General features: G+C 71.8%; 21 protein-coding genes and 2 pseudogenes. 9 read left to right on the top strand and 14 right to left on the bottom strand.

Going from position 1 to position 24835, the window contains the following annotated elements; translation table 11 throughout:
- Positions 1-43: 43 nt before the first annotated feature.
- The 6 genes and pseudogenes from pstS to mshD all read right to left on the bottom strand — a co-directional run bounded on the left by pstS (position 44) and on the right by mshD (position 7353).
- A complete protein-coding gene (pstS, locus tag QCN29_RS28900; RefSeq protein ID WP_279931860.1) occupies positions 44-1189 on the bottom strand; it encodes a phosphate ABC transporter substrate-binding protein PstS in 1146 nt (381 codons plus the stop codon).
- Positions 1190-1535: 346 nt separating this feature from the next.
- On the bottom strand, positions 1536-2039 hold the full coding sequence (locus QCN29_RS28895; RefSeq protein ID WP_279931858.1) for an NUDIX hydrolase: 504 nt from the start codon (positions 2037-2039) through the stop codon (positions 1536-1538).
- On the bottom strand, positions 2036-3250 hold the full coding sequence (locus tag QCN29_RS28890) for a CHAD domain-containing protein (protein ID WP_450170217.1): 1215 nt from the start codon (positions 3248-3250) through the stop codon (positions 2036-2038). Before QCN29_RS28890 ends, QCN29_RS28895 begins: the two co-directional genes overlap by 4 nt.
- Positions 3251-3316: 66 nt before the next feature.
- Positions 3317-3700, bottom strand: a pseudogene (locus QCN29_RS37355) (CHAD domain-containing protein); the annotation flags it as partial.
- Positions 3648-5900 (bottom strand): RNA degradosome polyphosphate kinase, encoded by a 2253-nt coding sequence (locus QCN29_RS28885; protein WP_279931856.1) that lies wholly within the window; start codon positions 5898-5900, stop codon positions 3648-3650. The pseudogene QCN29_RS37355 and the gene QCN29_RS28885, both read right to left, overlap by 53 nt.
- Positions 5901-6429: 529 nt before the next feature.
- Positions 6430-7353 (bottom strand): mycothiol synthase, encoded by a 924-nt coding sequence (mshD, locus tag QCN29_RS28880; protein WP_279931854.1) that lies wholly within the window; start codon positions 7351-7353, stop codon positions 6430-6432.
- A 124-nt stretch (positions 7354-7477) separates the two neighbouring features.
- On the opposite strand from mshD, the gene QCN29_RS28875 reads away from it, so the two are divergent.
- Complete coding sequence (locus QCN29_RS28875; RefSeq protein ID WP_279931852.1) at positions 7478-9418, top strand: bifunctional metallophosphatase/5'-nucleotidase; 1941 nt, start codon at positions 7478-7480, stop codon at positions 9416-9418.
- Here the strand turns inward: QCN29_RS28875 and QCN29_RS28870 are convergent.
- The gene (locus QCN29_RS28870) at positions 9408-11021 is read right to left on the bottom strand and encodes an isocitrate lyase/phosphoenolpyruvate mutase family protein (protein ID WP_279931850.1); all 1614 of its coding nucleotides are present in this window, start codon (positions 11019-11021) and stop codon (positions 9408-9410) included. The genes QCN29_RS28875 and QCN29_RS28870 overlap by 11 nt on opposite strands.
- Positions 11022-11086: 65 nt before the next feature.
- Here QCN29_RS28870 and QCN29_RS28865 point away from each other — a divergent pair, with 65 nt between their 5' ends.
- Positions 11087-11761 carry a winged helix-turn-helix domain-containing protein gene (locus QCN29_RS28865; protein WP_279931848.1) on the top strand — a complete coding sequence of 225 codons (675 nt, stop codon included), beginning with the start codon at positions 11087-11089 and terminating at the stop codon, positions 11759-11761.
- A gap of 37 nt (positions 11762-11798) precedes the next feature.
- On the opposite strand, the gene QCN29_RS28860 is transcribed toward QCN29_RS28865, so the two are convergent.
- Complete coding sequence (locus tag QCN29_RS28860) at positions 11799-11939, bottom strand: hypothetical protein (protein WP_240139284.1); 141 nt, start codon at positions 11937-11939, stop codon at positions 11799-11801.
- A gap of 17 nt (positions 11940-11956) precedes the next feature.
- Between QCN29_RS28860 and QCN29_RS28855 the strand changes: the two genes are divergently transcribed.
- On the top strand, positions 11957-12868 hold the full coding sequence (locus QCN29_RS28855; protein WP_398860168.1) for a phosphatidylinositol-specific phospholipase C: 912 nt from the start codon (positions 11957-11959) through the stop codon (positions 12866-12868).
- Positions 12869-13034: 166 nt separating this feature from the next.
- Here QCN29_RS28855 and QCN29_RS28850 read toward each other — a convergent pair whose 3' ends face one another.
- The 4 genes from QCN29_RS28850 to QCN29_RS28835 form a co-directional block, all read right to left on the bottom strand.
- A complete protein-coding gene (locus QCN29_RS28850) occupies positions 13035-14456 on the bottom strand; it encodes a sensor histidine kinase (RefSeq protein WP_279931846.1) in 1422 nt (473 codons plus the stop codon).
- Positions 14453-15178 (bottom strand): response regulator transcription factor, encoded by a 726-nt coding sequence (locus QCN29_RS28845; RefSeq protein ID WP_279931845.1) that lies wholly within the window; start codon positions 15176-15178, stop codon positions 14453-14455. Before QCN29_RS28845 ends, QCN29_RS28850 begins: the two co-directional genes overlap by 4 nt.
- Before the next feature lie 30 nt (positions 15179-15208).
- Positions 15209-16393 (bottom strand): S1C family serine protease, encoded by a 1185-nt coding sequence (locus QCN29_RS28840; protein ID WP_279931844.1) that lies wholly within the window; start codon positions 16391-16393, stop codon positions 15209-15211.
- 567 nt (positions 16394-16960) lie between these two features.
- Positions 16961-18181 carry a helix-turn-helix domain-containing protein gene (locus QCN29_RS28835; protein WP_279931842.1) on the bottom strand — a complete coding sequence of 407 codons (1221 nt, stop codon included), beginning with the start codon at positions 18179-18181 and terminating at the stop codon, positions 16961-16963.
- 294 nt (positions 18182-18475) lie between these two features.
- Between QCN29_RS28835 and mihF the strand changes: the two genes are divergently transcribed.
- Positions 18476-18787: an integration host factor, actinobacterial type gene (mihF, locus tag QCN29_RS28830; protein ID WP_240140235.1), complete on the top strand. Its 312-nt coding sequence runs from the start codon at positions 18476-18478 to the stop codon at positions 18785-18787.
- A 353-nt stretch (positions 18788-19140) separates the two neighbouring features.
- On the opposite strand, the gene QCN29_RS28825 is transcribed toward mihF, so the two are convergent.
- The gene (locus QCN29_RS28825) at positions 19141-20166 is read right to left on the bottom strand and encodes a LacI family DNA-binding transcriptional regulator (RefSeq protein WP_279931839.1); all 1026 of its coding nucleotides are present in this window, start codon (positions 20164-20166) and stop codon (positions 19141-19143) included.
- Between the two features lie 24 nt (positions 20167-20190).
- Positions 20191-20973, bottom strand: coding sequence for a winged helix-turn-helix transcriptional regulator (locus QCN29_RS28820; protein ID WP_279931838.1), 783 nt, complete (start codon positions 20971-20973; stop codon positions 20191-20193).
- 544 nt (positions 20974-21517) lie between these two features.
- Here QCN29_RS28820 and QCN29_RS28815 point away from each other — a divergent pair.
- The 5 genes and pseudogenes from QCN29_RS28815 to QCN29_RS28800 form a co-directional block, all read left to right on the top strand.
- Positions 21518-21772, top strand: coding sequence for a MoaD/ThiS family protein (locus QCN29_RS28815; RefSeq protein WP_279931836.1), 255 nt, complete (start codon positions 21518-21520; stop codon positions 21770-21772).
- An 11-nt stretch (positions 21773-21783) separates the two neighbouring features.
- The gene (locus QCN29_RS28810; protein ID WP_279931835.1) at positions 21784-23163 is read left to right on the top strand and encodes a hypothetical protein; all 1380 of its coding nucleotides are present in this window, start codon (positions 21784-21786) and stop codon (positions 23161-23163) included.
- Between the two features lie 216 nt (positions 23164-23379).
- Positions 23380-24069 carry an LmeA family phospholipid-binding protein gene (locus QCN29_RS28805; RefSeq protein WP_240140231.1) on the top strand — a complete coding sequence of 230 codons (690 nt, stop codon included), beginning with the start codon at positions 23380-23382 and terminating at the stop codon, positions 24067-24069.
- A 346-nt stretch (positions 24070-24415) separates the two neighbouring features.
- Positions 24416-24499 (top strand): putative leader peptide, encoded by an 84-nt coding sequence (locus QCN29_RS37210; RefSeq protein ID WP_350807544.1) that lies wholly within the window; start codon positions 24416-24418, stop codon positions 24497-24499.
- A 233-nt stretch (positions 24500-24732) separates the two neighbouring features.
- Positions 24733-24835, top strand: a pseudogene (locus tag QCN29_RS28800) (sulfurtransferase); the annotation flags it as partial.

Raw genomic sequence — 24835 nt, 5'->3', positions numbered from 1 at the left:
GTCCCTCACGGGTGTGCGAGGAACCGGCCGGCCCCGGTCGGGGTCAGGACAGGGTGGGGACGATCTCGCGGACCTTGGCCGCGATCTCCGTCGGCAGCGGGGCGTAGCCGGCGTCGGCGAGGACCTTCTGGCCCTCCTCGCTGACGGTGTAGTTCAGGAACGCCTTCAGCGTCGGCAGGGTCTCCGCCTTGTTGCCCTTGTCGCAGGGGATCTCGTAGGTGACCAGGATGATCGGGTAAGCACCCTCGGCCTTGGTGGCGTAGTCGAGCTCCAGGGCCAGGTCGTTGCCGGTGCCCTTGACCTTGGCGGCGGCGATGGCCTTGGAGGCGTTCTCCGTGGTGGCCTCGACGGGCGCGCCGGCGCCGGTGTCGATGCTCACGGTCGGGATGGACTGGGCGGTGGCGTAGGAGAGCTCGAAGTAGCCGATCGAGTTCTCGGCGCCCTTGACGGCTGCCGCGACGCCGGAGGAGCCGTTGGCCGCCTGGCCGCCGGGGGCCAGCCACGACTTCGACTTCGGGTCGTGCTTCCACTCGTTCGGGGCGGCCGTGCTGAGGTACTTGTGCAGGTTCTGCGTGGTGCCGGACTCGTCCGAGCGGTGGAAGGCCTGGATCGCGGTGTCCGGGAGCTTCGCGTCCGGGTTGAGCTTCGCGATGGCCTCGTCGTTCCACTTGGTGATCTTCGAGTCGAAGATCTTGGCGAGGGTCGGGGCGTCGAGGACCAGGTTCTCCACGCCGGGCAGGTTGTAGCCGATGGCGACGGGGCCGCCGACCATCGGGAGGTTGATGCCCTTGCCGTCCTTGCAGACCTTCTGGGACTCGGTGACCTCGTCCGGCTTCAGGGCGGAGTCGGAGCCTGCGAAGGTGACCTGGCCCTGGGTGAACTTGGTGATGCCGCCGCCGGAGCCGATCGCCTGGTAGTTGATCTCCACGCCGGAGCAGGCGGCCTGGAAGTTCTTCACCCACAGGTCCATGGCGTTCTTCTGGGCGCTGGAGCCCGCCGCGAGCAGCTGGCCCTTGGCGTCGCCACAGTCGATGGTCGACGCGGCCGCGGTCTTCTCGCCGCTGTTGCCGCCGGTGCCGCTGCCGCCGGTGTTGTCGTCCGAACCACACGCCGTGAGAACCAGGGCGCCGGAAACGGCGAGGGCGCCAAGCGCGGTCGCGCGAAGTCCGTTCTTGCGCTGAAGCTTCACTTTCGGGTGTTCCTTCCAGGAGCCGCCGTGACGCAGACCGATGTCGGAAACGTATGGCGGCGTGCGTCGGGGTTTGGTGGTGCCGCAGTGCGCTGGTCACCGTGTACGGCTGAAATTAGGCAGATCAGGTGAAGTGGCAAACCGGGGAGAGTGAACGGAAGGTGAACCGTGCTCGGCGGCTGGGTGCTGGTGCTGGGCGGTCGAGGTCATTCGGGGTTCCGTAGCTGTTCCGTGTCCGGCCCGTTATGAGGCTGTTGTGCAGGTGTGGGCGGGCCGGAACGCGAGGGGCTCGGCGACTGCCGTCACGCCGCGGTCAAGTCGTGTCACGCGCCCCCGGGGGGCGCCGTCAGGCCGAGCGGAGCGCGTCCAGCAGCGCATCCACCAGTTTTCGGTCACGTGGCTGAGTGAGCCGGTGACGGGCCGCCGCCGGGGGGAGCCAGACGATCTGGTCGACCTCGTGGCCCGCGGCGAAGGAGCCCGTGGTGGCCTCGGCCGCCCAGTACCGGACCTCTTTGGGGCGGCCGGTCGCGACATAGCGGACCGTGGGCAGCCGGGCGCCCGGGACGCAGCGGTGGCCGGTCTCCTCAAGCACCTCGCGCAGTGCGCAGGCCAGGGCGTCCTCGCCGCGCTTCAGCTTCCCCTTCGGATGGGACCAGTCATCGTATTTCGGGCGGTGTACGAGGCAGATCTCGATGCCCTCGCCGATGTACGGGGTGCCCTGGGCGTAGCCGTGCGGGGAACGCCGCCACAGGACGCATCCGGCCGCCAGGACCGTCTCCGTGTCATGGCCCGTCTCCGCCTCATGGCCCGTCTCCGCCTCATGGCCCGTCTCGGGGCGGTGCGTGTTCATGACACCGTGGCCGTGACGGGCGTCCGCAGCCAGACCTGCTGGAACGCGAAGCGGGCGGCCTCCACCTCATGCCGCTGGTCCGCGTGCAGCACCCCCAGCGCGTAGGCGGTGGCCGGGGCGATGCGCGGAGTGCGCGCCGCCGTCGCGGCGGCCTCGGCGGCCTCGGCCGCGTCCCGGTGCCGGTCGAGAACCCGGCCCGCCTGGCCCAGCACCGGATCGGCGGCCTGCGGATGCAGCACCTCCCGCGCGTACCGGTGCAGCCGCAGCAGCTGGCGCACCTGATGCCAGGGCGCGTCCTGCGCCTCGCCCGCCGGCGCCGCGGACAGGCCGTGGACCAGCGCTTCCGCGTTGTACGGGTGGGCCGCGCGGGAGAGCGGAAGCACGGCGACCGCCTCCAGCAGCCGCCGCTCGGCGAGCTGCGCGGGACGGATGAGCGCCTCGGCGGCCGACGCTCCGGCCGCGGGGCCGAGCGGCAGCTCGGAGGCGAGGACGGCGACGGCGTCGGCGACCGCGTGGAAACGGGACGAGCCGAGCGCCTGCAGCGCGGCGGAGTGGGCGCGCGTCCGGGCGAGGGTGAGCTGTCGCTCCAGCAGCGCCCCCGCACGGGCGGCGCCGACGGTGAGCGAGCCGGTGCCGGTGGTCGTCCGGCTGGCCCGGGACGCCGGAGCGCTCGTGCGTGACGCGGCTCCCGCCGTGCGTGACGCGACTCCCGCGCGGCGGGACGATGCGGTCTGCTCCCCGTGGGCGGGATGGTCCTCGGCCGCCGCCGGGGGATCGGCGAGGGGAGGGGCAGGGGGGTGCGTGGCGGAGGCCGCCGGGGGATCGGCCTGGGCCGTGACCACCCCCCGTGCCGTCCGGGTCGTCGGATGGGCCGCCGGAGAGGTCCGCGCCCCTGAGGTGCGGGCGCCGACGGGTGCCTCGCCGGTGGGTGTTTCGGGTGCGGTGCGCGGTCCGGCGGGGACCTTGCCGTCGGGCGCTTCGCCGGTGGGTGTTTCGGGTGCGGTGCGTGGTCCGGCGGGCGCTCCGGCAGCGTCGGCCCCCGCGGCCGCGCTCCCGGCGCCGTCCGTGTCGCCGCTCTCCCCCCGGGGCGCCGCTGCCGGGTCCCGTGTGCGGGCCGCGGGGCCTTCGTCGCCCGCGCGGCCCGGGGTCGGCTCCGTGTGGCCCGGGGGCAGTGGGGGCAGTGGGGGCAGCTCCGCCCGGGCCGGGGGCAGCGGGACCGCGCCCGAAAGACGGGACAGGGCGTCCAGCAGCCGGGACAGCCGGGAGGTGCAGGCGTGCTCCTGGGCGAGCGTGGCGGACAGCCAGGAGAGCTCCGCACTCAGCTCCTCCGCCCATACGGGGTCCAGCAGCGGCCGGAACGTGTGCAGCGTCCCGCCGATGCGCCGCGCCGCCATCCGCAGCGTCAGCGCCGCCTGGGCGGTGGCAGCCGTGTCCGAACCGCTCTCGCCGTGCAGCCGCAGGCTGCGCAGAAAATCCCCCGCCTGCGCATGGAGGTACCGGGCAAGGGCCTCGCCGGCCGTGTCCGTCTCCAGGCCCGGGAACCCCGACGGGTCCCCGCCCCCCGTGGAGCGGGGTTCGATCACGGCGGCAGGGTCCTGCCGGGAAACTTCAGGTCTGTGCACGCCGGCGCCTCCGGGCGTCAATGAGCATCTCCTGTACATGCCGCAGCGGCTGGCCGTCGGGGTCCGTGGCGTGCCTGGTCCAGGCTCCGTCCGGGCCGAGGTGCCAGGAGGAGGTGGAGTCGGACATGCCCGTCTCCAGCAGCCGGCTCAGGGCCGCGCGGTGGCCCGGGTCGGTGACCCGGACGAGCGCCTCGATACGGCGGTCGAGGTTGCGGTGCATCATGTCGGCGCTGCCGAACCACACTTCGGGTTCCCCGCCGTTGCCGAAGACGAAGATCCGGGAGTGCTCCAGGAAGCGCCCGAGGACCGAGCGGACCCGGATGTTCTCCGACAGCCCGGTGACCCCGGGGCGTATCGCGCAGATCCCGCGCACCCAGATGTCCACGGGCACGCCCGCCATGGACGCCCGGTACAGGGCGTCGACGACAGCCTCGTCCACCATCGAGTTGACCTTGATGCGTACGGAGGCGGGGCGTCCGGCCCGGTGGTGCGCGATCTCCTTGTTGATGCGGGAGATCAGCCCGTCGCGCAGGGATTTGGGGGCGACCAGCAGCCTGCGGTACGTCTCCCGGCGCGAGTAGCCGGACAGCCGGTTGAACAGGTCCGACAGATCCGCGCCGACCTGCGGGTCCGCGGTGAGCAGCCCCAGGTCCTCGTACAGCCGGGCCGTCTTCGGGTGGTAGTTGCCCGTGCCGACGTGGCTGTACCGGCGCAGCGTTTCGCCCTCCTGCCGGACCACCAGCGACAGCTTGCAGTGCGTCTTCAGCCCGACCAGGCCGTAGACCACATGGCAGCCGGCCTCCTCCAGCTTCCGCGCCCACTTGATGTTGGCCTGCTCGTCGAAGCGGGCCTTGATCTCGACGAGGACCAGGACCTGCTTGCCGGACTCGGCGGCGTCTATCAGCGCGTCCACGATCGGGGACTTGCCGGAGGTGCGGTACAGCGTCTGCTTGATCGCCAGTACGTCCGGGTCGGCCGCGGCCTGCTCCAGGAAGGCCTGCACGGAGGTGGAGAAGGAGTCGTACGGGTGGTGCAGCAGGACGTCCCGCTCGCGCAGCGCCATAAAGATGTCGGGGGCGGAGGCGGACTCCACCTCGGCGAGGTCGCGGTGGGTGCCGGCGATGAACTTCGGGTACTTCAGTTCGGGCCGGTCCAGCGCGGCGATCCCGAACAGTCCGGTGAGGTCCAGCGGGCCGGGCAGCGGATAGACCTCGGACTCGGAGATCTTCAGCTCGCGGACCAGCAGGTCCAGGACGTACGGGTCGATGGACTCCTCGACCTCCAGCCGCACCGGCGGGCCGAAGCGGCGGCGCAGCAGCTCCTTCTCCAGGGCCTGGAGCAGGTTCTCGGCGTCGTCCTCCTCGACCTCCAGGTCCTCGTTCCTGGTCACCCGGAACATATGGTGCGCGAGCACCTCCATGCCGGGGAACAGCTCCTCCAGATGCGCGGCGATCACGTCCTCCAGCGGGACGTACCGCTGCGGGGAGGCCTCCAGGAAGCGGGAGAGCAGCGGCGGGACCTTCACCCGGGCGAAGTGGCGGTGGCCGCTGACCGGGTTGCGGACGACGACCGCGAGGTTGAGCGAGAGGCCGGAGATATACGGGAACGGGTGCGCGGGGTCCACGGCCAGCGGGGTGAGGACCGGGAAGATCTGCTGGCGGAACAGCGTGAACAGACGCGCCTGCTCCTTCTCGCTGAGCTCCGGCCAGCGGATGATGTGGATGCCCTCGTCGGCCAGGGCGGGGGCCACGTCCTGCTGGTAGGCGGCGGCGTGCCGGGCCATGAGCTCGCGCGAGCGGGTCCAGATCAGGTCGAGGACCTCGCGGGGCTGCAGCCCTGAGGCCGAACGGGTGGCTACTCCGGTCGCGATGCGGCGCTTCAGCCCGGCGACGCGGACCATGAAGAACTCGTCCAGGTTGGACGCGAAGATCGCGAGGAAGTTCGCCCGCTCCAGCAGCGGGGTGTTCGGGTCCTCGGCAAGCTCCAGCACCCGCTCGTTGAAGGCGAGCCAGCTCCGCTCGCGGTCCAGGAACCGGCCTTCCGGCAGGTCGCCGCTGTGCTTGGCAGCCGGCCCGTTCCCGTTGCTGACCTCGTATCCGTCCAGGTCGGCGTCGATGTCGGGCTCCAGGTCGGAGACCGTGGCGGCGGTGGCGTGCGGACGGTGCGCGGCGATCGAGCCGACGGACGGCTGCGGCGGCTGGGACTGCTGGACCGGGACCTCGGCGGGCTGCTGGCTCATGAACCCATTGTTCCGCGCCGGGGGCGGCTCAGGCGCGTCGGAGGGGGCCGACGTGAGGTGATTTCTCCCGTTGGGGGAGGCGGGCACGGCGGGCTGCATTGAGTGAGGGTCGCAAGGGAGGCTGAATGGCCGGTAACGACGACATGACGTCCTGGCAGCGCGGGGCCCGGTCTACGAGGGCGGATCCGCCCCTCAGGCCCCCTGGACCCGCACGCCCCCGGGGGCGTGCGGTGGTGGTGGGGACCCAGCGGCGGCGGCCCCTGCACGGCCCGCCGGAACCGAGCGGGTCCCGGTCCCCGCAGGCTGCGGGCTCGCCCGCGCGAGGCCAGGCCGCGGGGGTCGCCCGGCCCGGTCCCCGCAGGCCGTGGGCTCGAGGCCCGGGCTGCGGGCTCGCCCCGCGCCGGGCCGCGATCGGCGGGGCCGCGATCGGCGGGGCCAGGATCGGCGGGGGCTGCGACGGCCCGGGGCCCCAGGGGCTGCCGACGGCCCTGGCCCAGGGGCTCAGGTGGCCGCCCTGGCCCCCAGGGGATCAGGTCTCCGTGCGGTACATCAGGTCCACCTCGTGCGTGGTGAAGCCGAGCCGCTCGTAGACCGTCAGCGCGGCGGCGTTGTCCGCATCGACGTACAGCATCGCGGCGGGCATGCCCTGGGCGGCCAGATGTCGCAGGCCCAGGCTGGTGAGGGCCAGGCCGAGGCCGCCGCCCTGGGCCTCGGGCAGCACGCCGATCACGTACACCTCGCCGAGCTGCTCCTCGGCGTGGACCTTCGTCCAGTGGAAGCCGATCAGCTCCCCCTCCCGCTCCGCGAGGAAGAAGCCCTTGGGGTCAAACCAGGGCTCGGCCTTGCGGTCGTCCAGGTCGCGCTGGGTCAGCGAGCCCTGCTCGGGGTGGTGGGCGAAGGCGCGGGCGTTCACCGAGAGCCAGGCGGCGTCGTCCTCGCCGGGCACGAAGGTGCGGACGGTCACGCCGGGCGGGTAGACCGGCTCGGGGATGTCCATGGGGGTCAACGGCCGCCGCAGCTGCCGCAGTTCGCGGAAGAGGGTGAGGCCGAGGACCTGTGACAGATGGCGGGCGGCCGATTTCCCGCCGTGTGCCCAGACGCGCAGCCGCTTGCCGGATGCCCCGAGCAGCGCGGTGCCGAGCGCCCGCCCGTGCCCGCGTCCCCGGTGCGCCGGGTGCACGACCAGTTCGGCGGCCGGGGCCTCGACCGGGTCGGTGTCCTCCAGCTGTGCGTATCCCCGCAGCTCGCCCTCGACGGTGAGCAGGAAGTGCCGTACGCCTTCCCGCTTTCCGCCCCGCAGCTGCAGCCGGCCCTGCTCGGAGACGGCCTGCATGCCGTCTGCCCGGGCGGACTCGCGGAGCAGCTCGAGGACTGCCTCGGCCTGCTCGGGCGTCAGCTCGTCGAGCGTCTGGATCTGTCGGCCCGGCTCCGGAATGACTGCGTCAATGGTCATGCATCGAGAGTACGGCGGAGATCTCGCAACCTGGATGTAACCCTTACCCCCTGTTGCGCTACGCGCGTTGACTCTAGGCTGCCGCTCGCAGCCCTCACGCCACGCTGAACTGACAAGGGGACAGATGTCAGCGACAACTCCACACAGCCGCGCCCACCGGCGGTCGCGGCGCACGCGGCGGACGCTGGCCGTCGCCGCCGGGATCGCCACCGTCGGGGCGCTCGTCGCCGCCGTGCCGGCAGGTGCGCAAGACAGGGGCCAGGACGGCGACCGCGCCCGGGACCGCGGTCACTACGGGAACTGGCAGCGCTCTCGCACGGTCGATGTGCAGCTGCTGTCCTTCAACGATCTGCACGGGCACCTCGAGCCGCCGTCCGGCTCCTCCGGCGCGGTCAAGGAGACGCAGCCGGACGGGACGGTGACGTCCGTACCGGCAGGCGGGATCGAGTATCTGGCCGCCTCGCTGCGCGAGGCCCGCGAGAAGAATCGTTACTCCGTCACCGCGGCCGCGGGCGACATGGTCGGCGCGAGCCCGCTGATCTCCGGCCTCTTCCATGACGAGCCCACCATCGAGGCGCTCAACAAGCTGGACCTCGATGTGGCGGGCGTGGGCAACCACGAGTTCGACGAGGGCGCGACCGAGCTGGCCCGGCTGCAGAAGGGCGGCTGCCACCCGGTCGACGGCTGCTTCGAGGAGGGGAAGACCTTCGAGGGAGCGGACTTCCCGTACCTCGCGGCCAACGTCACCAACGAGAAGACCGGCAAGCCGATCCTCAAGCCGTACACCGTCTGGAAGAAGGGCGGTGTCAAGATCGGCTTCATCGGGGTGACCCTGGAGGGCACTCCGGACATCGTCAGTGCCAACGGCATCAAGGGCCTGAAGTTCCACGACGAGATCGAGACGATCAACAAGTACGCCCGTGAGCTGGACCGCCAGGGCGTGAAGTCGATCGTCGCGCTGATCCACGAGGGCGGCTCGCCCGCCTCGTCGTCGTACAACTACGACTGCGACTCGCCCGGCGCCGGCGACGGCATCTCCGGCCCGATCGCAGACATCGCCAAGGGCATCACCTCAAAGGTGGACGCGCTGGTCACCGGCCACACCCACCAGGCGTACGTGTGCACCATCCCGGACCCGGCCGGCAAGCCGCGCCTGGTCACCTCGGCGGCCTCGTACGGCAGGCTCTACACGGAGACCACCCTCACCTACGACCGCCGCACCAAGGACATCGTGCGCACGGCGGTGAAGACGGACAAGTGGCGGCAGGCGAAGCTGCCGAAGTGGCTGCCGTGGTGGTGGGTGCAGCAGCATGCGCAGGGGAAGAACCCGACGGCCGCCAACCATGTCGTCCGCCGGGACCAGACCCCCGCCTCCGACATGACACAGCTGATCAAGCGCTGGAACGAGCTCGCGGTGCCGATCGCGAGCCGCCCGCAGGGCCATATCTCCGCGGACATCAACGGCCGCGGCGCGACCACGCCGGAGAAGCCGCTCGGCGATCTGATCGCGGACGCCCAGCTCGAGGGGCTCGCTCCGGCCGACAAGGGCGGAGCCCAGCTGGCGCTGATGAACCCCGGCGGCATCCGCGCCGACCTGGTCCACAAGGCCTCGGGTGACGAGGGCGACGGTGTGGTGACCTACGGCGAGGCGTACACCGTGCAGCCGTTCACCAATATGATGAACGTCGTCGATCTGACCGGCGCTCAGCTGATCACCGCCCTCCAGCAGCAGGTCAGCGGCTCCAACGAGGAGTCCCCGAAGATCCTTCAGGTCTCGGAGGGCTTCACGTACACCCTGGATCTGACCAAGTCGGGCGCCGATCGGATCGTCGTCGACTCGGTGAAGCTGAACGGTGAGGCGATCGACCCGTCGAAGACCTACCGGGTCGCCATGAACGAGTTCCTGGCGGGTGGCGGCGACGGCTTCACCGTCTTCAAGGAGCACACGAACAAGCTGGTCGGCGTCTCCGACCTGGAGATGTTCAACGCGTATCTGGCGGCGCACTCGTCGCCGGAGCAGCCGCTGGACCCGCCGGCGGGCGGCCGGATCACGGTCATCGAGTAAGACGGCTCAAAGGAAACGGCTCAGGGGGCGTCGGACCGCACGGTCCGACGCCCCCTCTTTGCGTGTGACCGTCGGCTGCACGGAGTGCCGAAGTCGCCTGCACCTCGGAGTACGAGGGCGCACTGAGGTCCGTCGACAGGCCGTCGCGGATGTCGGTCGCGGTGGTCACGGCCGCCGCCAGAGCTCTGCGGTAAAGCAGCGAACCGAGACTGATCCTGCGCACGCCCAGCGCGGCCAACTCGGCAAGGTCCGGGCCGGTCGGTGTGTACAGGATGTTCAGCGGCACGACGAGGGTCCCCATCAGGGCGGCGATCCCGTCCGGATCCGACAGGCCCGGCACGAACACCCCGTCTGCCCCGGCCTGTTCGTAGACCGCGAGGCGCTCTGCGGTCTTCTCCTCCTGGCATCCGAGCCAGTGGGTGTCGGTACGGGCGTTCACGAACAGTGCGGGTACGGAGGCTTTGACGGCAGCGATCTTCGCGGCATGCAGCTCGACGGAAGCGAGGGTGCCGTCCGAGCGGCCGTCTTCGAGGTTGATCCCCGCCGCGCCGGCGTCGTACAGCCGTCGCGCCAGCTCGGCCACCTCCTTCGGGTCGTCACTGAAACCGCCTTCGGCGTCGACAGTGAACAGGAAAGTGCCCCGCCCGAGTCGGCGGGCCAGCGCCACGGTCGCCGCTGCGGTGGCGGCCGCTCCGTCCGGCAGGCCGAGGGCCGCGGCCACGCCCAGGCTGGTGGTGCCGATCGCGTTGAAGCCCCGGACCGCCAGGGCGGCGGCGGAGGCGTAGTCCCAGGCGTTGGGCAACAACAGCGGGGCGGCCTGATGGTGCAGATCGGCGAATGCGGTCAGCGGTCGCTGGAGGAGGCCGTCGGCCAGGGCGAGAGCGTGGGCCCGGCCGGGGCAGACCCTGGGCGGGGCGCCGAAAGTGAGCGGTACGGGATGCGCACTCTGTGCGGCTGCCAGATCCAGGAGCACCACATCGCCAGCGGCGATGTCCCGTCCGGCGACGCGGGTGGCACGGGCGGCGATGCGACGCATGGTTCGCACCGGTGGAGTCTCCCGGAGCACCCGCGCCAGCGGTACGCCACCGCCCGCCGCGGCATCGACCAGTGCCGCCGTCGCCGCGCACGCCTGCACCAGCAGACCGATGCGGTTGGCGGCGGCCTCCAAAGCGGACTCGTCCGCGTCCTCTGGCGCCAGCAGCGCCACCAGCCGGGCCACGGCCTCGTCCGCGGCCGGGTCCGCACCCCCGAAGTAGGCCCCGGCCACGATGGTCACCGCCTCCGCGACCTCTCTGGACTCCGGCATCTCCAGGGCCTCGGCGAGGGCATGAACCAGCCGCACCCGGACCTCCCCGTCAGCGCCGGCCGTCACCGCGCTCCGCAGCGCGGCGGGCTCCAGCCGGGCGAGTTCCGTCTCCACGAAGGCTCTGCGCCGCCGATGCGGCTCACCGGAACTGAACCGGGCCACGGTGGCTCGCAGCCACTCGACACTCGCCCCCACGGGACCGCGGTCCGCTGTCGGCAGCTCGGGGACCAGCGCCGGGTCGGCAAGCGCCGCGCGCACGTCCGTATGACGGTTGAGTTCATGCATCGTGTGCGTCATGGCCCTGACGCTAGGTGCGGAACAGTTCGGCGCTGCCCGAACCGTCCCTGCGGCATCATGGCGGCATGCCTTCGCTCGCCGAGACCGCCGGCCTGTTCGCCGACCGCACCAGGTCGGTCTTCTGCCAAGCACTGCTTGACGGACGTGCCTGGACGGCAGGCGAGCTCGCCCGGTATGCGGGAGTGCGACCCTCCACCGCCAGCGAGCAGCTTTCCCGCCTCATCGAGGGGGGAGTGCTGACCGAGGAACGCCAAGGCCGGCACCGCTACGTCCGGCTGGCAGGCCCGGAGGCTGCCGCCCTCGTCGAGGCCCTCGCCTCGTACGCCCCGGACACTCCGCGTCCGCAGAATCTGCGCGAATCGGTGCGGCTCAGCGCCGAAGCCCGCGCCCGCACCTGCTACGACCACCTGGCGGGGCAGCTGGGCGTGACCCTGGCAGACGCAATGATCGCCCGAGGGCTGGTTTCTGCCGACTCCGGGCTCGCCGTCACCGCGGCAGGCCGGGCATGGCTGGCCGACGCCCTGGGGTACGAGCAGCCCCCAGGCGCCCGGCGCCCCTTGGTACGGAACTGCCTGGACTGGACGGAGCGTCGACCACATCTCGCCGGAGCGCTGGGGGCGACCCTGTGCGCCACGGCATTGCAGCGGCAGTGGCTGCGGCGGGTCGGCTCCGGACGCGCGGTGAAGGTGACGCCGCAGGGCGCCGAGGCGTTCCGTGAGCTGCTGGCGGTGACGGTCTAGGCACGGCACGGGGGTGCCGATCCTGGCCGAGCAGGGGCTACGCCTGCAGGTAACGGGGCACGCCGGTCCGCTCGGCGAGTGCGGTGAGCATCGCGAGTGGCGGGTCGACCTTCGCTGCGGGTGAGCAGGCCCGTGCCGGATTCCGGCGGCGCACGGTCCTGCCGTTCTTGATGTGCACGCGCCATACTCCGCACCATGGGCATGGACATGCACATAGATCGACGGAGCTTCCTCGCAGGTGTCGGGGCCACGACCGCCGCCCTGACCGCCACCACCCTGATCGGCGCGCCCTTCGCGTCGGCCGCCGCACCGCCGCGACGCGTTCGGACCCTGACCACCCGGGACTGGATGGCGGGCCACGGCGACGCCACCGCCCTCCACACGCTGACCGTCCCCGGCACCCATGACTCCGGCGCGCGCCACGGCGGGCCGTGGGCCGAGTGCCAGAACACGACCATCGCGCAGCAGCTCGACGGCGGCATCCGGTTCCTCGACATCCGCTGCCGCGCCATCGACGGCTCCTTCGCCATCCACCACGGCGCGGCCTTCCAGCACATGATGTTCGGAGACGTCCTGATCGCCTGCCGCGACTTCCTGCGGGCGCATCCGTCGGAGACCGTGCTCATGCGCCTCAAGCAGGAGTACTCGAACGAGAGCGACGCCGTCTTCCGCGCCGTCTTCGACGACTACCTGGACCGGTGCGGCTGGCGCGGACTGTTCCGCATCGGCTCGGGGCTGCCCGCGCTGGGCGAGGCCCGCGGCCGGGTGGTGCTGCTCGCCGACAACGGCGGACTGCCCGGCGTACGGTACGGGGACGGCGCGCTGTTCGACATCCAGGACGACTACATGGCCGAACCCTGGGCCAAGTACCCGAAGATCGAAGCGCACTTCCGCAAGGCTGTGCGGCAGCCGGGCAGGCTGTACGTCAACTACGTCAGCACCTCGGCGTATCTGCCGCCCCGCTGGAACTCCGACCGCCTCAACCCGCGTGTCCACTCCTTCCTCGACGGCGCGGAGGCGGCCGGCTGGACGGGGCTCGGCGTCGTCCCCATGGACTACCCCAACACGCGTGCGGGTCTGGTCGAGTCGCTGATCCGCCACAACTGACCTCCCTCCTGCTGCGGGGGAGGGACCGCGCGGGCTGCCGCCCCGCGGTCCCGGAGAGGCGGCGGGGGCCGGAGAGGCGGCGGCCGGGGTACGGAGAGGCGGCGGCGGGGTCCCTCAGGGGCGGCGGCTTCGCACGGCAGCCCGGAGCCCATCGCCCGGAGGGCCCCTACGGGGTGTCCGGCGGCGGGGTCGGGGCCCCCGGGAGGCGGATAGAGGCGCGCGTGCCCCCGCCCTCCGCGCGGGTGAGGGCGATCTCCCCGCCCGCCTGGTGCACCGTACGGGCCACGATCGACAGACCGAGACCGGAGCCGGGCAGCGAGCGGGCGGACGGAGAACGCCAGAACCGCTCGAAGACGTACGGCAGTTCGTCCTCCGGGATGCCGGGGCCGTGGTCCCGCACCGTCAGCTCGCCGTCCGCGAGCCGCACCTCGACCGTGCCGCCGGGTGGGGAGAACTTCACCGCGTTGTCCAGCACATTGACCACGGCCCGTTCCAGCGCGGCCGGCTCCGCCCGCACATACCAGGGCTGCAGCTCCGCCTCGAAGACCAGCTCCGGGCCGCGCAGCCGGGCCCGCTTCAGCGCAGTGCCGGCGATCTCGTGCAGTCCGACCACCCTCAGCGGACCAGGCACGGCGGCGTCGGGCCTGGACAGTTCCTGGAGGTCGCCGATGAGCGCGGCCAGCTCCGTCATCTGCGCTTTCACCGAGGCCATCAGCGCGGCGCGGTCGGCGGCCGGGATGGCCCGGCCCGTCTCGTCGCTGCGGGCCAGCAGCTCGATGTTCGTACGCAGGGAGGTCAGCGGGGTCCGCAGCTCATGGCCGGCGTCCGCGATGAGCTGCGACTGGCGGTCCCGGGAGGACGCCAGCGCGGCGGTCATCGAGTTGAAGGAGCGGGACAGCCGGGCGATCTCGTCCTCGCCCTCGACGGGGATGCGGACGGTCAGATCCTCGGTGCGGGCGATGTGCTCGACCGCGCCCGTGAGCCGGTCGACGGGCTTCAGCCCGGTGCGGGCCACCCACAGGCCCGCCGCGCCCGCGCCTACGACGCCGACGCCGGCGACGACGCTCAGCAGGACTGCCAGCTGGTCGAGCGAGGCGTCGATCTCCGTCAGGGGGCGGGAGACGGAGACGGCGACCGGGCCCCGGGCGCCGAGCGGGATGCGCTCGGTGTGGACGCGTACCGGCACACCGCCGTCCGTGGTGCTGTTGTGCAGCGAGCTCTCCAGCGCGCCCGCGGCAACGGCGACGTCCTCCTCCTGCACCTTGACCGGCTGCTGGTACGGGGCGACGCAGCGCCGGCCGTCCGGCCAGACGACCTGGATATACGCGAAGCCGGGCGAGGCCTCCTCCGCCCGGCTGGAGTTGCACGCGGCGATGGCGGAGCGCACCGTGCCCGCCGGTGCGCTGGTGTTCTCCAGAGAGGTGTCGAGCTCGTTGTGCAGCTGGGCGCGGGTCGCCAGCCAGCAGGCGACCGACACCGCCGCGACGGCGACCGCGACCGCCGTGGCGACCAGCAGCGCAAGCCGGGAGCGCAGCGGCAGTGCACGGAAGCGCCGGACGGGACCGGAGGGCCGGACGGGACCGGTCACTCGGCGGCCGACCCCTCGCGCAGGGCGTAGCCCACCCCGCGCACCGTGTGCACCAGGCGCGGCTCGCCCGCCGCCTCAGTCTTGCGGCGCAGATACATCACATACACGTCCAGCGAGTTGGAGCTCGGCTCGAAGTCGAAGCCCCAGACCGACTTGAGGATCTGCTCCCGGGTCAGGACCTGGCGCGGATGCGCCAGAAACAGCTCCAGCAGGGTGAACTCCGTGCGGGTCAGCTCGACCCGTCGCGTGCCGCGGACGACCTCCCTGGTCGCCAGGTCCATCCGCAGATCGGCGAAGGACAGGACGTCGTCGTCCGGTGCCGTGCCCGCGTCCGCGGCGTAGGAGCTGCGGCGCAGCAGGGCGCGGATACGGGCGAACAGCTCGTCCAGCTCGAACGGCTTGACCAGATAGTCGTCCGCGCCCGCGTCGAGTCCGGTGACCCGGTCGCCGACGGTGTCGCGAGCCGTGAGCATCAGGATCGGCACCCGCGAGCCGGACGAACGCAGCCTGCGGGCCGCGGTCAGCCCGTCCATGCGGGGCATCTGGATGTCCAGGACGACCAGGTCGGGTGCGTACGACTCCGCCCGTGCGAGGGCGTCGACGCCGTCGGCGGCGACCTCGGTGTCGTACCCCTCGAAGGCGAGGCTGCGCTGGAGGGCTTCGCGTACGGCGGGCTCGTCGTCGACGATCAGGATGCGCCCGCCTTCACCGGTAGCAGTCATGCCCTCAGCCTCGCACGCCGTCCCGGCCGGTCAGGTGGAAGATCCGGAGCGGAGGGCGTCCAGGTCGGCCTTGACGTCGTTGACGGGGATGGCGAAGCCGAGGCCGACGCTGCCGGCGGTGGAGCCGGTCGCGGCGCTGGGCGAGTACATGGCGGAGTTGATCCCGATGACCTCGCCGTTCATGTTGATCAGAGCGCCGCCGGAGTTGCCGGGGTTGAGGGAGGCGTCGGTCTGGATGGCCTGGTACGTCGTCTTCGACGAGCCGGTGTCTCCGTTGAACTGCCGCCCGCCGTACTCGAACGGCCAGCCGCGCTGCCCGCCCTGGCCCTGACCGTAACCCTGCCCCTGCCGCTGGTCCTGCTCCCGGGAGACGGTGACGTCCCGGTCGAGCGCGGAGACGATGCCGCTGGTCACGGTGCCGGTCAGCCCCTCGGGGGAGCCGATCGCCACGACCTCGTCGCCGACCCGGAGCCTGTCGGAGTCGCCCAGCGCCGCCGCCTTGAGGCCTCCGGCCCCCTCCAACTTGATCAGCGCGAGGTCCTTGGCGGAGTCCGTGCCGACGATCTCGGCGTCGTAGGTCCTGCCGTCGTCGAGCCGCACCTGGATCGAGGAGGCCCCGGCCACGACGTGGTTGTTGGTGACGATCTCGCCGTCCTCGGTGATGATCACCCCGGAGCCGGTCGACTGTCCGCTCCCGGAGCTCGCGCTGATCTCCACGATGCTCGGCGACACGGCCTGGGCCACCCCGGCGACGGTGCCCTTGCTGCTCTGCGACACATTGGTCCCGGCCACCGCGTTTCCGCCGGTCCCGTCGCCGCTGCCGCCGGCCAGCCCCTGCACCAGCGCGGACGCCCCGCCGCCGATGCCGGCCGCGACGATCGCCACGGCCGCGAACAGCGCCACGGGCTGCTTGGCCCGCGCCCGCGCCCGCCGCCCGCCGCCCCCGCCGGGCGCCGGCGCGGCGGCCGAGGCCTGCACGACCTCCCCCGGCGGCTGATAACCCGCCCCGCCGTCCCCGGGCCACACGGTCACCGGGGGCGTGGCGCTCCGCGGCTCGTACGAGGGCTGGTACGGCGGCGGGGGCGTGGCGCTTCGCGGCTCGTAGGCGGGCTGGTACGGCGGCGGGGGCGGAGGCGGGTATCCACCCTGGTCGTACGGCTGCCGCTGCCGACCCTCGCTGTGCTCGTCGCCGCTTCGGCGGTAGTAGTCCGTCATGGCGGCAAGTCTTGGATTCGTAGATGAGAGCTGTCTGAGTCCGTCCTGAGAAGCGGCGCAGAAGCCTGTATGTCCCATATAAGGGCGACGGGGAGGGCTTGCGGCTCAGCGGGGACGGATGACGGTGTGCGGCTCCCGCCTAGAGGGCGAACCCGAGCGTCAGCAGCTCCGTCGGGTCCAGCCCGGCGGCGCGGGCCGGGCGGTCGTCTCCTGCTCTCACTTCCTGTCGTGGTCGAGCGCATGCGCGATCGTCAGCGGCAGCGCGGGCACTGGCAGGGTGGGAACACCAGCGAGTGGATGGGAGTGGCGCTTCCTTCGGGAAGGTCGGCCGCGGTGAACTCCTTCTCTCCCCGGGCCAATCCGTCACGGCCCGCCATAAGCTGCCGCAGCGTCTCCCGAGACGAGGAAGGGCGTGAGTGCTCGCTGTTGGTCATGGTGCGACTCCCTGAGCTATCGCGGCGACGCCGCCTGATCGACGTCTGAGCTGTGGACGCACCGTATGGCGGCACACAGTCACGCGGCAGTGACGCTGTGTGCCACTTCCCGGTGGGAGTAGGACGTCGCGTCCTACCGGTCCAGGTGCAGCCGGTCCGCGAGTTCGGTCACCGGGGAGACGCGGCGGCGCTCGCGGGCACGGAGGTCGGCGACGAGGCGACGAGCGGTTCCGTGGTAGCGCATCCATTCGGGGGCGTCCCGCTCGGCCCGCAGCAGTGCGTGGGTGGAGTGCTCGTCGCGGTCGAGGTCCGCGTAGGCGAGGGCACGGTCCACATGGAAGCGGGCCCGCCAGGTCGGCGGAAGCGAGGGGACATCCGGAACGGTCCGGGCCGCAGTGATCGCCTCGTGGCTTCTCGCCATCTCGACAAGGAAGTTCACCTTCGCGACGCCTGTGTTGGTCGGGCCGAAAGGGGTGGCGTAGTCGAGCCGGTCTCGGCCGATTCCGGCGGCCGCCGCTGTTGCCATGCGTAGCAGTTCGTCCACGCGGTCGTACTTGCGCTCGCCTTGGCGCACAGTGGCCGTCGCCGCGCGCAGCAGCAGAATCCCCCAGAGGGAGAGGGCGAGCGGCTGGGAGCGGAAACCTGGTTCGGTCCGGTTCGCGTAGTGGAGCGCGAGACGTTCGGCATCCTCCAAGCGGCCCTGTTTGGTGAAGATCCAGGCAAGCGTGGAGGCGCCGACGGTCTCCAGGTGGGGGTCGTCCGAGCGCCGTGCGGCATCTGAGGCGCGTTCCATCGCGGTGAAGGCGGCGTCTTCCTTGCCGAGTGCGGTGAGAGTTGTCGCGGCGACCTGGTATGCCTCGGCGAGCACGGCATAGGCCGACTTCTGTGAGGCTCCGTGGTGTGATCGGGCCGTCGCCCGCGCGTCGCGGATCAGTTGGGGCAGGAGCGCGCCGATTTCGCCCATCCGACCCTCACGACGGATGCGCTCCGTCGAGCGGAGTGAGGCACGCAATGCGCCTGTGGACGGCGGTTCCTCAGGGTCTGGTTCTTCGCGGAGGATGTCGGAGACTGGTGAGACGGCCCGCCGCAGGGCCAGCACTGACGGTTCATCTCCGTCGGCACCGGCCTCGAAGGTGTTCGGCTGGCCGATCAGGGCGGACGTCTCGACGTCGAGCGCGTGCGCAAGCTGGTTGAGCGTGGACAGCCGAGCCGTCAGGCGCTGGTTCTGCTCCAGCTTGCGCACGGTGTCCACGGATACGTGCGCGCGTTCGGCGAGCTGCTCCTGGGTGAGTTCGCGGCGCAGACGCAGCCGGCCGATCCGGTCGCCGATGCTTGTCTCGTCCTGGTACGGCATAAGCACCCCCGCCAGGTGATGTCGCCTCTACGCTACGACAGTTGTGGGATGCATGGGCAGCGGTCCGGACGCGGAACCATGAGGTGCCCATGGCCCGTCACTGTCCTGGAGCCGATGCAGCTGACCCTGGCCGTCGGACGGCCGTACGACGTGATCTGCGGCGGCAGGGTGTAGCGGGGACGTCGTACCGAAGGCTGGTTCAGCCGGGTGAACTCCCGGCGTGTCCGCTTTCGCGGGGGCGATGAAGTGGCACATGTCGGACATCGGATATTGCCCTCGTACCGGGAGAACACCGTGCCTCTGCCCACCATGACCCCTGAACAGCGCAAGGCCGCGCTGGCAAAGGCCGCCGAGGCCCGCAGGGCCAGGACGCAGCTTCTGGAATCCCTCCGCTCCGGCAAGAAGAAGCTGAGCCAGGTGCTGAAGAAGGCGCAGGACGACCCGGTCGTCGGAAAGACGAAGGTCTCCCAGCTGCTGAGGGCCATTCCCGGAATGGGCCCGGCCAAGGTGACCGCCCTGATGGACGAGATCGGGATCGACGACAACCGGCGGGCCGGGGGGCTGGGCGACCGGCAGCGTCAGGAGCTGATCCAGAAGGTCGGCTGACGCCCGAGCGGGACCGCCTCGGCTGACGCCCGGCGGGACCGCCCTTGGGTGGTGAGCCGCTCCCGGGCGGGAACGCCCTCCCGGGCTGGTGGGCCGCTCCTGGGCGGGAACCCCGCCCCCGAGCGGGAAGGCTCCCCAGGTGGTGAGCCGTCTCCGGGCCGGATTCCCGTCCCTGGGCGGGACCGCCCCCAGGTGGTGAGCCGTCTCCGGGCCGAGCCCCTCAGCACGGAAACCCGCCCTCGGGGCGGACCGCCCCCGCAGGTGCGCCGCTCCCGGGCCGGAAGGCCCCGCGGTCGGAAACCCGCCCTCCGGCCCGAGCGCCGCGGGCCGGAGGTGTCAGCCGTGTCGCCGTGTCATCCGTCGCAGCCGCAGGAGCGGCGGATGACCAGGCCCGAGGGGAACTGCTTGACCCGGACCCGGCGTGAGCCGGAGACCTTCAGACCGTCGTCCAGGACCAGGTCGACCGCCGCACGGGCCATCGCCGGGCGGTCGGAGGAGACCGTCGTCAGCGGTGGGTCGGTCAGCGCGGCTTCCTTTACATCGTCGAAGCCGGCCACCGCCAGCTCCGTCGGCACGTCGATCCGCAGCTCGCGGGCCGCCCGCAGCACGCCGATCGCCTGGTCGTCGGTGGAGCAGAAGATCGCCGGAGGCCGCTCCGGGCCGGAGAGGAGCTTCAGGGCGATGCGGTAGGCGTCGTAGCGGTTGTACGGGGCCTCGAAGAGCCGCCCCTCCGTCTCCCGGCCGGACTCCAGCATCGCGCGCCGCCAGCCCTCGACGTGGTCGGCCACCGGGTCGCCGACCGCCGGGGTCGACTCGACCCCGCCGAGACAGGCGACGTACGGGTGGCCGTGCTCCAGCAGATGGCGGGTGGCGAGCTGCGCGCCGCCGATGTCGTCGGTGACGACGGCCACGTCGTCGATGGCCTCGGGACGCTCGTGCAGCAGCACCACACGCGCGTCCCACGCCTCGATCTCCGCCGCGGCCCGCTCGCTCGGGCCCTGGCTGACCAGGATCAGCCCGGAGACCCGCATGCCGAGGAAGGCCCGCAGATAGTGGACCTCGCGCTCGTCTCGGTAGTCCGAGTTCCCGACGAGGACCATCTTTCCGCGCTCCGCCGCGGCCTGCTCCACGGCATGCGCCATCTCCGCGAAGAACGGCTGCCGAGCGTCGGGCACGATCATGCCTATGAGGTCCGTGCGCCGTGACGCCATCGCCTGGGCCACCCGGTCGGGCCGGTAGCCCAGCTCCTTGATCGCGGCGAGGACACGCTCGCGCGTGGCCGGGGCGACCGGCCGGGGTCCGTTGTTGATGACGTAGCTCACGACGGCGGTCGACGTACCCGCCAGTCGCGCTACATCGTCCCGCGTCACCTTGGCCACGGGCGGCAGTCTACGCGGGGTGACCTATCTCTGGGCAGGGCGTACGCTCGCTTCCTGCTTCTCATCGGCACTTCGGGGTGTGTCCTCCGAACGGGCCAGCGCGGCCGTCTTCGCCTCCTCGGCAGCCCGTTCGACCTTGTCCGGCACCACGAAGCGGTAGCCGACATTCCGGACGGTGCCGATGAGGGACTCGTGCTCCGGGCCCAGCTTGGCCCGCAGCCGCCGCACATGGACGTCGACCGTGCGGGTGCCGCCGAAGTAGTCGTATCCCCAGACCTCCTGCAGCAGCTGCGCCCGGGTGAAGACCCGCCCCGGGTGCTGCGCCAGGTACTTCAGCAGCTCGAACTCCTTGAAGGTCAGATCGAGCACCCGGCCCTTCAGCTTCGCGCTGTAGGTCGCCTCGTCCACCGACAGATCGCCGTTGCGGATCTCCATCGGCGAGTCGTCGGAGCCGATCTGCTGCCTGCCCATGGCCAGCCGCAGCCGCGCCTCGACCTCGGCGGGGCCCGCCGTGTCCAGCAGTACGTCGTCGATGCCCCAGTCCGCGGTGACGGCGGCGAGCCCGCCCTCGGTGACGACCAGGACCAGCGGGCAGCCGGGCCCGGTGGACCGCAGCAGCTGGCACAGCGACCGCACCTGCGGAAGGTCGCGGCGGCCGTCGATCAGGATGACGTCGGCTCCGGGGGTGTCGACGAGGGCCGGGCCCTCGGCCGGTGCGACGCGGACGCTGTGCAGCAGCAGGCCGAGCGCCGGAAGCACCTCCGTCGACGGCTGGAGGGCATTGGTCAGCAGCAGCAGAGAACTCATCCCCGACCACCTGCCCGGGTCGGTTTCGAGTGGTGCGTGATCAGCTCGCCCATAACGTCGTTTCCTCCTCGGTCCCTGCGAGGACGTGGATCGGCGGCACTGCTTCGTACGGTCGTTCCTTCGGTCGCTCCGCGGTGGCTCTCCGCGCCCTGAGAGCCATTGTGAGCCTTTGTTCACCTGCCTGTAACAACGGCGGGAAAACACAAAAGGACCCGGGGGCTGCGCTGCCCGGATCCTCTGCTGTGCAGGATAGCCCACCAGTGTGAGAAGGACAGAGGGTCGATTTCACACTCTGGACGTATCGCAGATCACTTTCCGTTCCCTTAGGGCTCCTTTCTGGACCCCTCCGGGCTTCTTCTCGATCATTTCCGGTTGGCTTCTGTCGTTTCCGATCCGTCGCGCGCCACCCCTTCTGCCCCGCCCGGCGGCGGAGAACCGGGGGCGGCCGGTAGCACCAGGGGCGCACGGGTGCACGGCCGCACGCGGGCCCTCAGGGCGCATGGCTCATCATGGAGGGCGACGAGGCGACGAAAGGAGTGCCGCTATGGCAGCGGGCACGATCCGCTACTGGGCCGCGGCCAAGGCCGCCGCCGGGGTAGCCGAGGAGCCGTATGCGGCGGAGAACCTCGCCGAGGCCCTCGACGCCGTCCGGGAGCGGCACCCGGGAGAGCTGGTCCGGGTACTCCGGAGGTGTTCGTTTCTCGTCGACGGCGACCCCGTGGGGACGCGCGGGCATGAGACGGTACGGCTGGCCGAGGGCGGCACGGTCGAGGTGCTCCCGCCGTTCGCAGGAGGATGAAGCGCGCAGCCATGAGCAGCAGCGATCAGCAGTATCCGTACGACGCCTACGACCCCTACACCACGGCCGGCGGCCGGCCCGACCCCCAGGCCACGCAGACGTGGCAGGGCCAGACCTGGGACACGCACCACCAGCCGACGGTCCAGCCGGCGGTTCAGCCGATCCAGCCGGAGCGGCCGGGGCATTCGGAGCAGCCGGCGCAGGGCTACGAGCCGTATCAGCCGCCTGAGCCATACGAGCCGCAGCCGTCGCATCAGCATCAGATGCAGCAGGCGTACCAGGGATACGAGACCCACGAGGCGTATCAGCCCGTGCAGCCGACGCCGCAGCACGCGGCTGCGGACACCGCCTATCTGCCGCCGCAGGCGTACCCGGATCAGACGCACTCGGGGCAGGCGTACCCGGGGCAGGGGTACCCGGGCCAGGCGCACTCGGGGCAGGCGTACCCGGGGCAGGGGTACCCGGATCAGGCGCGTCCGGCCCAGATGTACGAGCCGCAAGGCTTCCCGGCGCACTCCCAGCCGCTGCCCCCCGAGGCCCCTGCCGCCTCCGCAGCCCCCGCCGCCACGGCCGCGCCGTCCTTCGACGCAGCGGGCTACAGCGCCCCGACGACCCTCGGGAACGCCCGGATCACCGACGCCCAGCGCGCCCGCGCCGAGGGGCGGTCGCCGATCATCCCGCCCGGCATCCAGCCCGCCGGGCTGACCGCGCTGCTCGGCATGCTGCTCGCCGGCGGTGCGGCCCTCGGGACGTACGGACTGCTCCTCCCGCTGGTGCTCCTCCAGGCGGTCACCGCCGCCGGCTGGTTCCGGCTCAACGGCATGTGGCCCGCCCGGCAGGGCATCGCCCTCGCCTTCGCCGGAGGACTGGCGGCGGACGCCGTCCTGCTCGCTGTGGGCCGTGCGCACGCCACCGCCGCGATCACCGGCACGCTCGGAGTGTGGGTGCTGCTCACCCTCGTCCTCCAGCTCCGCAGCCGCGCCGCCGCGGACGAGCGGGTGTACGGGCTGATGGCCACCGTGGCCTCCGCGGCGCTGACCATCCTGGCGGCCGGGCATCTCGCGGCGGAGACGGAGGCCGTGACGATCGGCGCGATCGCCGTCGCGGCCGCCGTCGTGGCGCGGGCGCTGCCGCTGCCGCTGCCCGGTGCCGCGTCCGTCGTCGTGTCCCTGCTCGCCGCCGTCGCCGCGGGCGCCGCCGCGGGCGGGCTCGCCGGAGCGGCGGCCGACGGGGCGCTGCTGGGCTTCGCCGCGGGTGGCTGCGCGCTCATCGGACTGCGGGTGGCCAGCTACGACTACCCCTCACGCTTTGTCCACTTCACGGCGGGCGTGGCGCTGCCGCTGGCCGTCGCCGCACCGGCGGTGTATGTGCTGGGCCGCGCGCTGGGGTAGCCGGGCGGCTGAGACAGGCCGGCTGCCGCCCGGTGTCGCACGGGGCCGGCCGTTCGGGTGGACCCGGTGGGCCCGGTGGGCCCGGTGGACTCGGTGGACTCGGCGGGCCAGCCGGGCCCGCCGCCGGAACCATTCACCCCCCGCGGACGTCGATCATTGAGCGGGCGCGCAATGGGCGTACGCACGGTGCGGACGACACGTGGGGGACGACAGGGAATGCGAGCGCTGCGAGTACTGCTGATCATCGCGGTCATCCTCGGCGGGCTGTTCGTCGCCGCCGACCGCCTCGCGGTCTATGCCGCCGAGTCGCGGGCCGCGGACCGCATCTCCCTCCAGCAGTCCACGGCCGCGTCGAAGGACGTGTCCATCAAGGGCTTCCCCTTTCTGACCCAGGTCGCGGACAAGCGGCTGGACGAGGTGGAGGTCACCCTCACCGGCATCCGGACCAGCGCCTCAGGCCGACCGGTGCGGATCAGCGAACTGACCGCCGACCTCTACGACGTACGCCTGGGCGACGGCTACGGCAGCGCCGTCGCGGCGCGCGCCCAGGGCGAGGCCCGGATCTCGTACGAGGACCTGTCGGCGGTCGCCGAGGAAGGCGTCTCCGTGGCGTACGGGGAGAACGGCAAGGTCAAGGTCACCGGCTCGGTGGAGGTCCTCGGCCGCACGGTGACGCGCAGCGTGACCTCCACCGTCAGCCTGGTGGGCGACGACACGGTCCGCGTGCGGGCGGACAGCGTCCCCGGCGAGGGCATCCCGGGCATCGAAGATCTGGTCCGCAAGAAGACCGACTTCGACCGGCGGCTCGGCGGACTGCCCGCGGGCCTGAAACTGGAGAAGGTGGAGGCGAAGCCGGACGGGGTGGTCTTCACCGTGACCGGCGAGAACATCTCACTGGCCGGCTGAGCGCGGCGAAGGCCGCAATCCGTCGGTGCGAGGGCCGCAAGTCCGCGGTGCGAGGGCCGCAATCCCGCGACGCGAAGGCTGCAAGTCCGCGGTGCGAAGGCTGCAATCCCTCGGTCGGCCCAGCGCACGGCGCTGCCGGGTCTGCCCCTGCCGGGTCCGCCCAGCCGGCCTTGGCCGTATGGTGAGACGCCCCCGTCCGCTGGGTAGAAGGTCATCCGCGGCGGAGCGGCGCGGAGCCCGCGGGGCAGGGGGTTGGGGTGATCCTTATCCCGCATGTCGGACGATCGCGTCTCAGAATACGACACACCGGTGACACGGCTGCCGAGTCGTCCCTACGATCTGACCCATGAAGCAGCGACAGGCGGACCTCACGAAGCGGCGGGCAGTAGACCTGTGCCGCGTCGCCGCCATGCTCTGTCGCGCCGTCTGAGCGGGAGCCCGGCTCCCGTATCCCCGGCCCTTCGACCGACCGAGTCAGGGCCGCCGACCGTGCCTGTACGACACGCACTTCCGCGTCCCCGCACAACGCACACCGTTCTGCCCGCGATCGACGACACGACACGATCCGACACGACACGACACGCTCCGACTCGGTTCGACTCGGTCGACTCGACTTTCCATCCGCACCACCACCGCCGCACACTGCCCCGGAGGAGAAACAGCATGAGCCGCAGCGACGTCCTGGTAGACGCCGACTGGGTCGAGGCCCACCTCGACGACCCCAAGGTCGTCATCGTCGAGGTCGACGAGGACACCTCGGCGTACG

The sequence above is a fragment of the Streptomyces chengmaiensis genome (assembly GCF_029846775.1).
Classification (GTDB): Bacteria; Actinomycetota; Actinomycetes; order Streptomycetales; family Streptomycetaceae; genus Streptomyces; species Streptomyces chengmaiensis.
The sequence above is the reverse complement of the archived record's forward strand: the minus strand, read 5'-3'. Positions and strand labels throughout refer to the sequence as shown.

Coding starts and splice junctions, on each gene's coding strand:
- QCN29_RS28895 (WP_279931858.1), bottom strand. CDS start 2,039: ATGAACACGCACCGCCCCGAGACGGGCCATGAGGCGGAGACGGGCCAT.
- QCN29_RS28885 (WP_279931856.1), bottom strand. CDS start 5,900: ATGAGCCAGCAGCCCGCCGAGGTCCCGGTCCAGCAGTCCCAGCCGCCG.
- mshD (WP_279931854.1), bottom strand. CDS start 7,353: ATGACCATTGACGCAGTCATTCCGGAGCCGGGCCGACAGATCCAGACG.
- QCN29_RS28875 (WP_279931852.1), top strand. CDS start 7,478: ATGTCAGCGACAACTCCACACAGCCGCGCCCACCGGCGGTCGCGGCGC.
- QCN29_RS28870 (WP_279931850.1), bottom strand. CDS start 11,021: ATGACGCACACGATGCATGAACTCAACCGTCATACGGACGTGCGCGCG.
- QCN29_RS28865 (WP_279931848.1), top strand. CDS start 11,087: ATGCCTTCGCTCGCCGAGACCGCCGGCCTGTTCGCCGACCGCACCAGG.
- QCN29_RS28855 (WP_398860168.1), top strand. CDS start 11,957: ATGGGCATGGACATGCACATAGATCGACGGAGCTTCCTCGCAGGTGTC.
- QCN29_RS28845 (WP_279931845.1), bottom strand. CDS start 15,178: ATGACTGCTACCGGTGAAGGCGGGCGCATCCTGATCGTCGACGACGAG.
- QCN29_RS28840 (WP_279931844.1), bottom strand. CDS start 16,393: ATGACGGACTACTACCGCCGAAGCGGCGACGAGCACAGCGAGGGTCGG.
- QCN29_RS28835 (WP_279931842.1), bottom strand. CDS start 18,181: ATGCCGTACCAGGACGAGACAAGCATCGGCGACCGGATCGGCCGGCTG.
- QCN29_RS28820 (WP_279931838.1), bottom strand. CDS start 20,973: ATGAGTTCTCTGCTGCTGCTGACCAATGCCCTCCAGCCGTCGACGGAG.
- QCN29_RS28815 (WP_279931836.1), top strand. CDS start 21,518: ATGGCAGCGGGCACGATCCGCTACTGGGCCGCGGCCAAGGCCGCCGCC.
- QCN29_RS28810 (WP_279931835.1), top strand. CDS start 21,784: ATGAGCAGCAGCGATCAGCAGTATCCGTACGACGCCTACGACCCCTAC.
- QCN29_RS28805 (WP_240140231.1), top strand. CDS start 23,380: ATGCGAGCGCTGCGAGTACTGCTGATCATCGCGGTCATCCTCGGCGGG.
- QCN29_RS37210 (WP_350807544.1), top strand. CDS start 24,416: ATGAAGCAGCGACAGGCGGACCTCACGAAGCGGCGGGCAGTAGACCTG.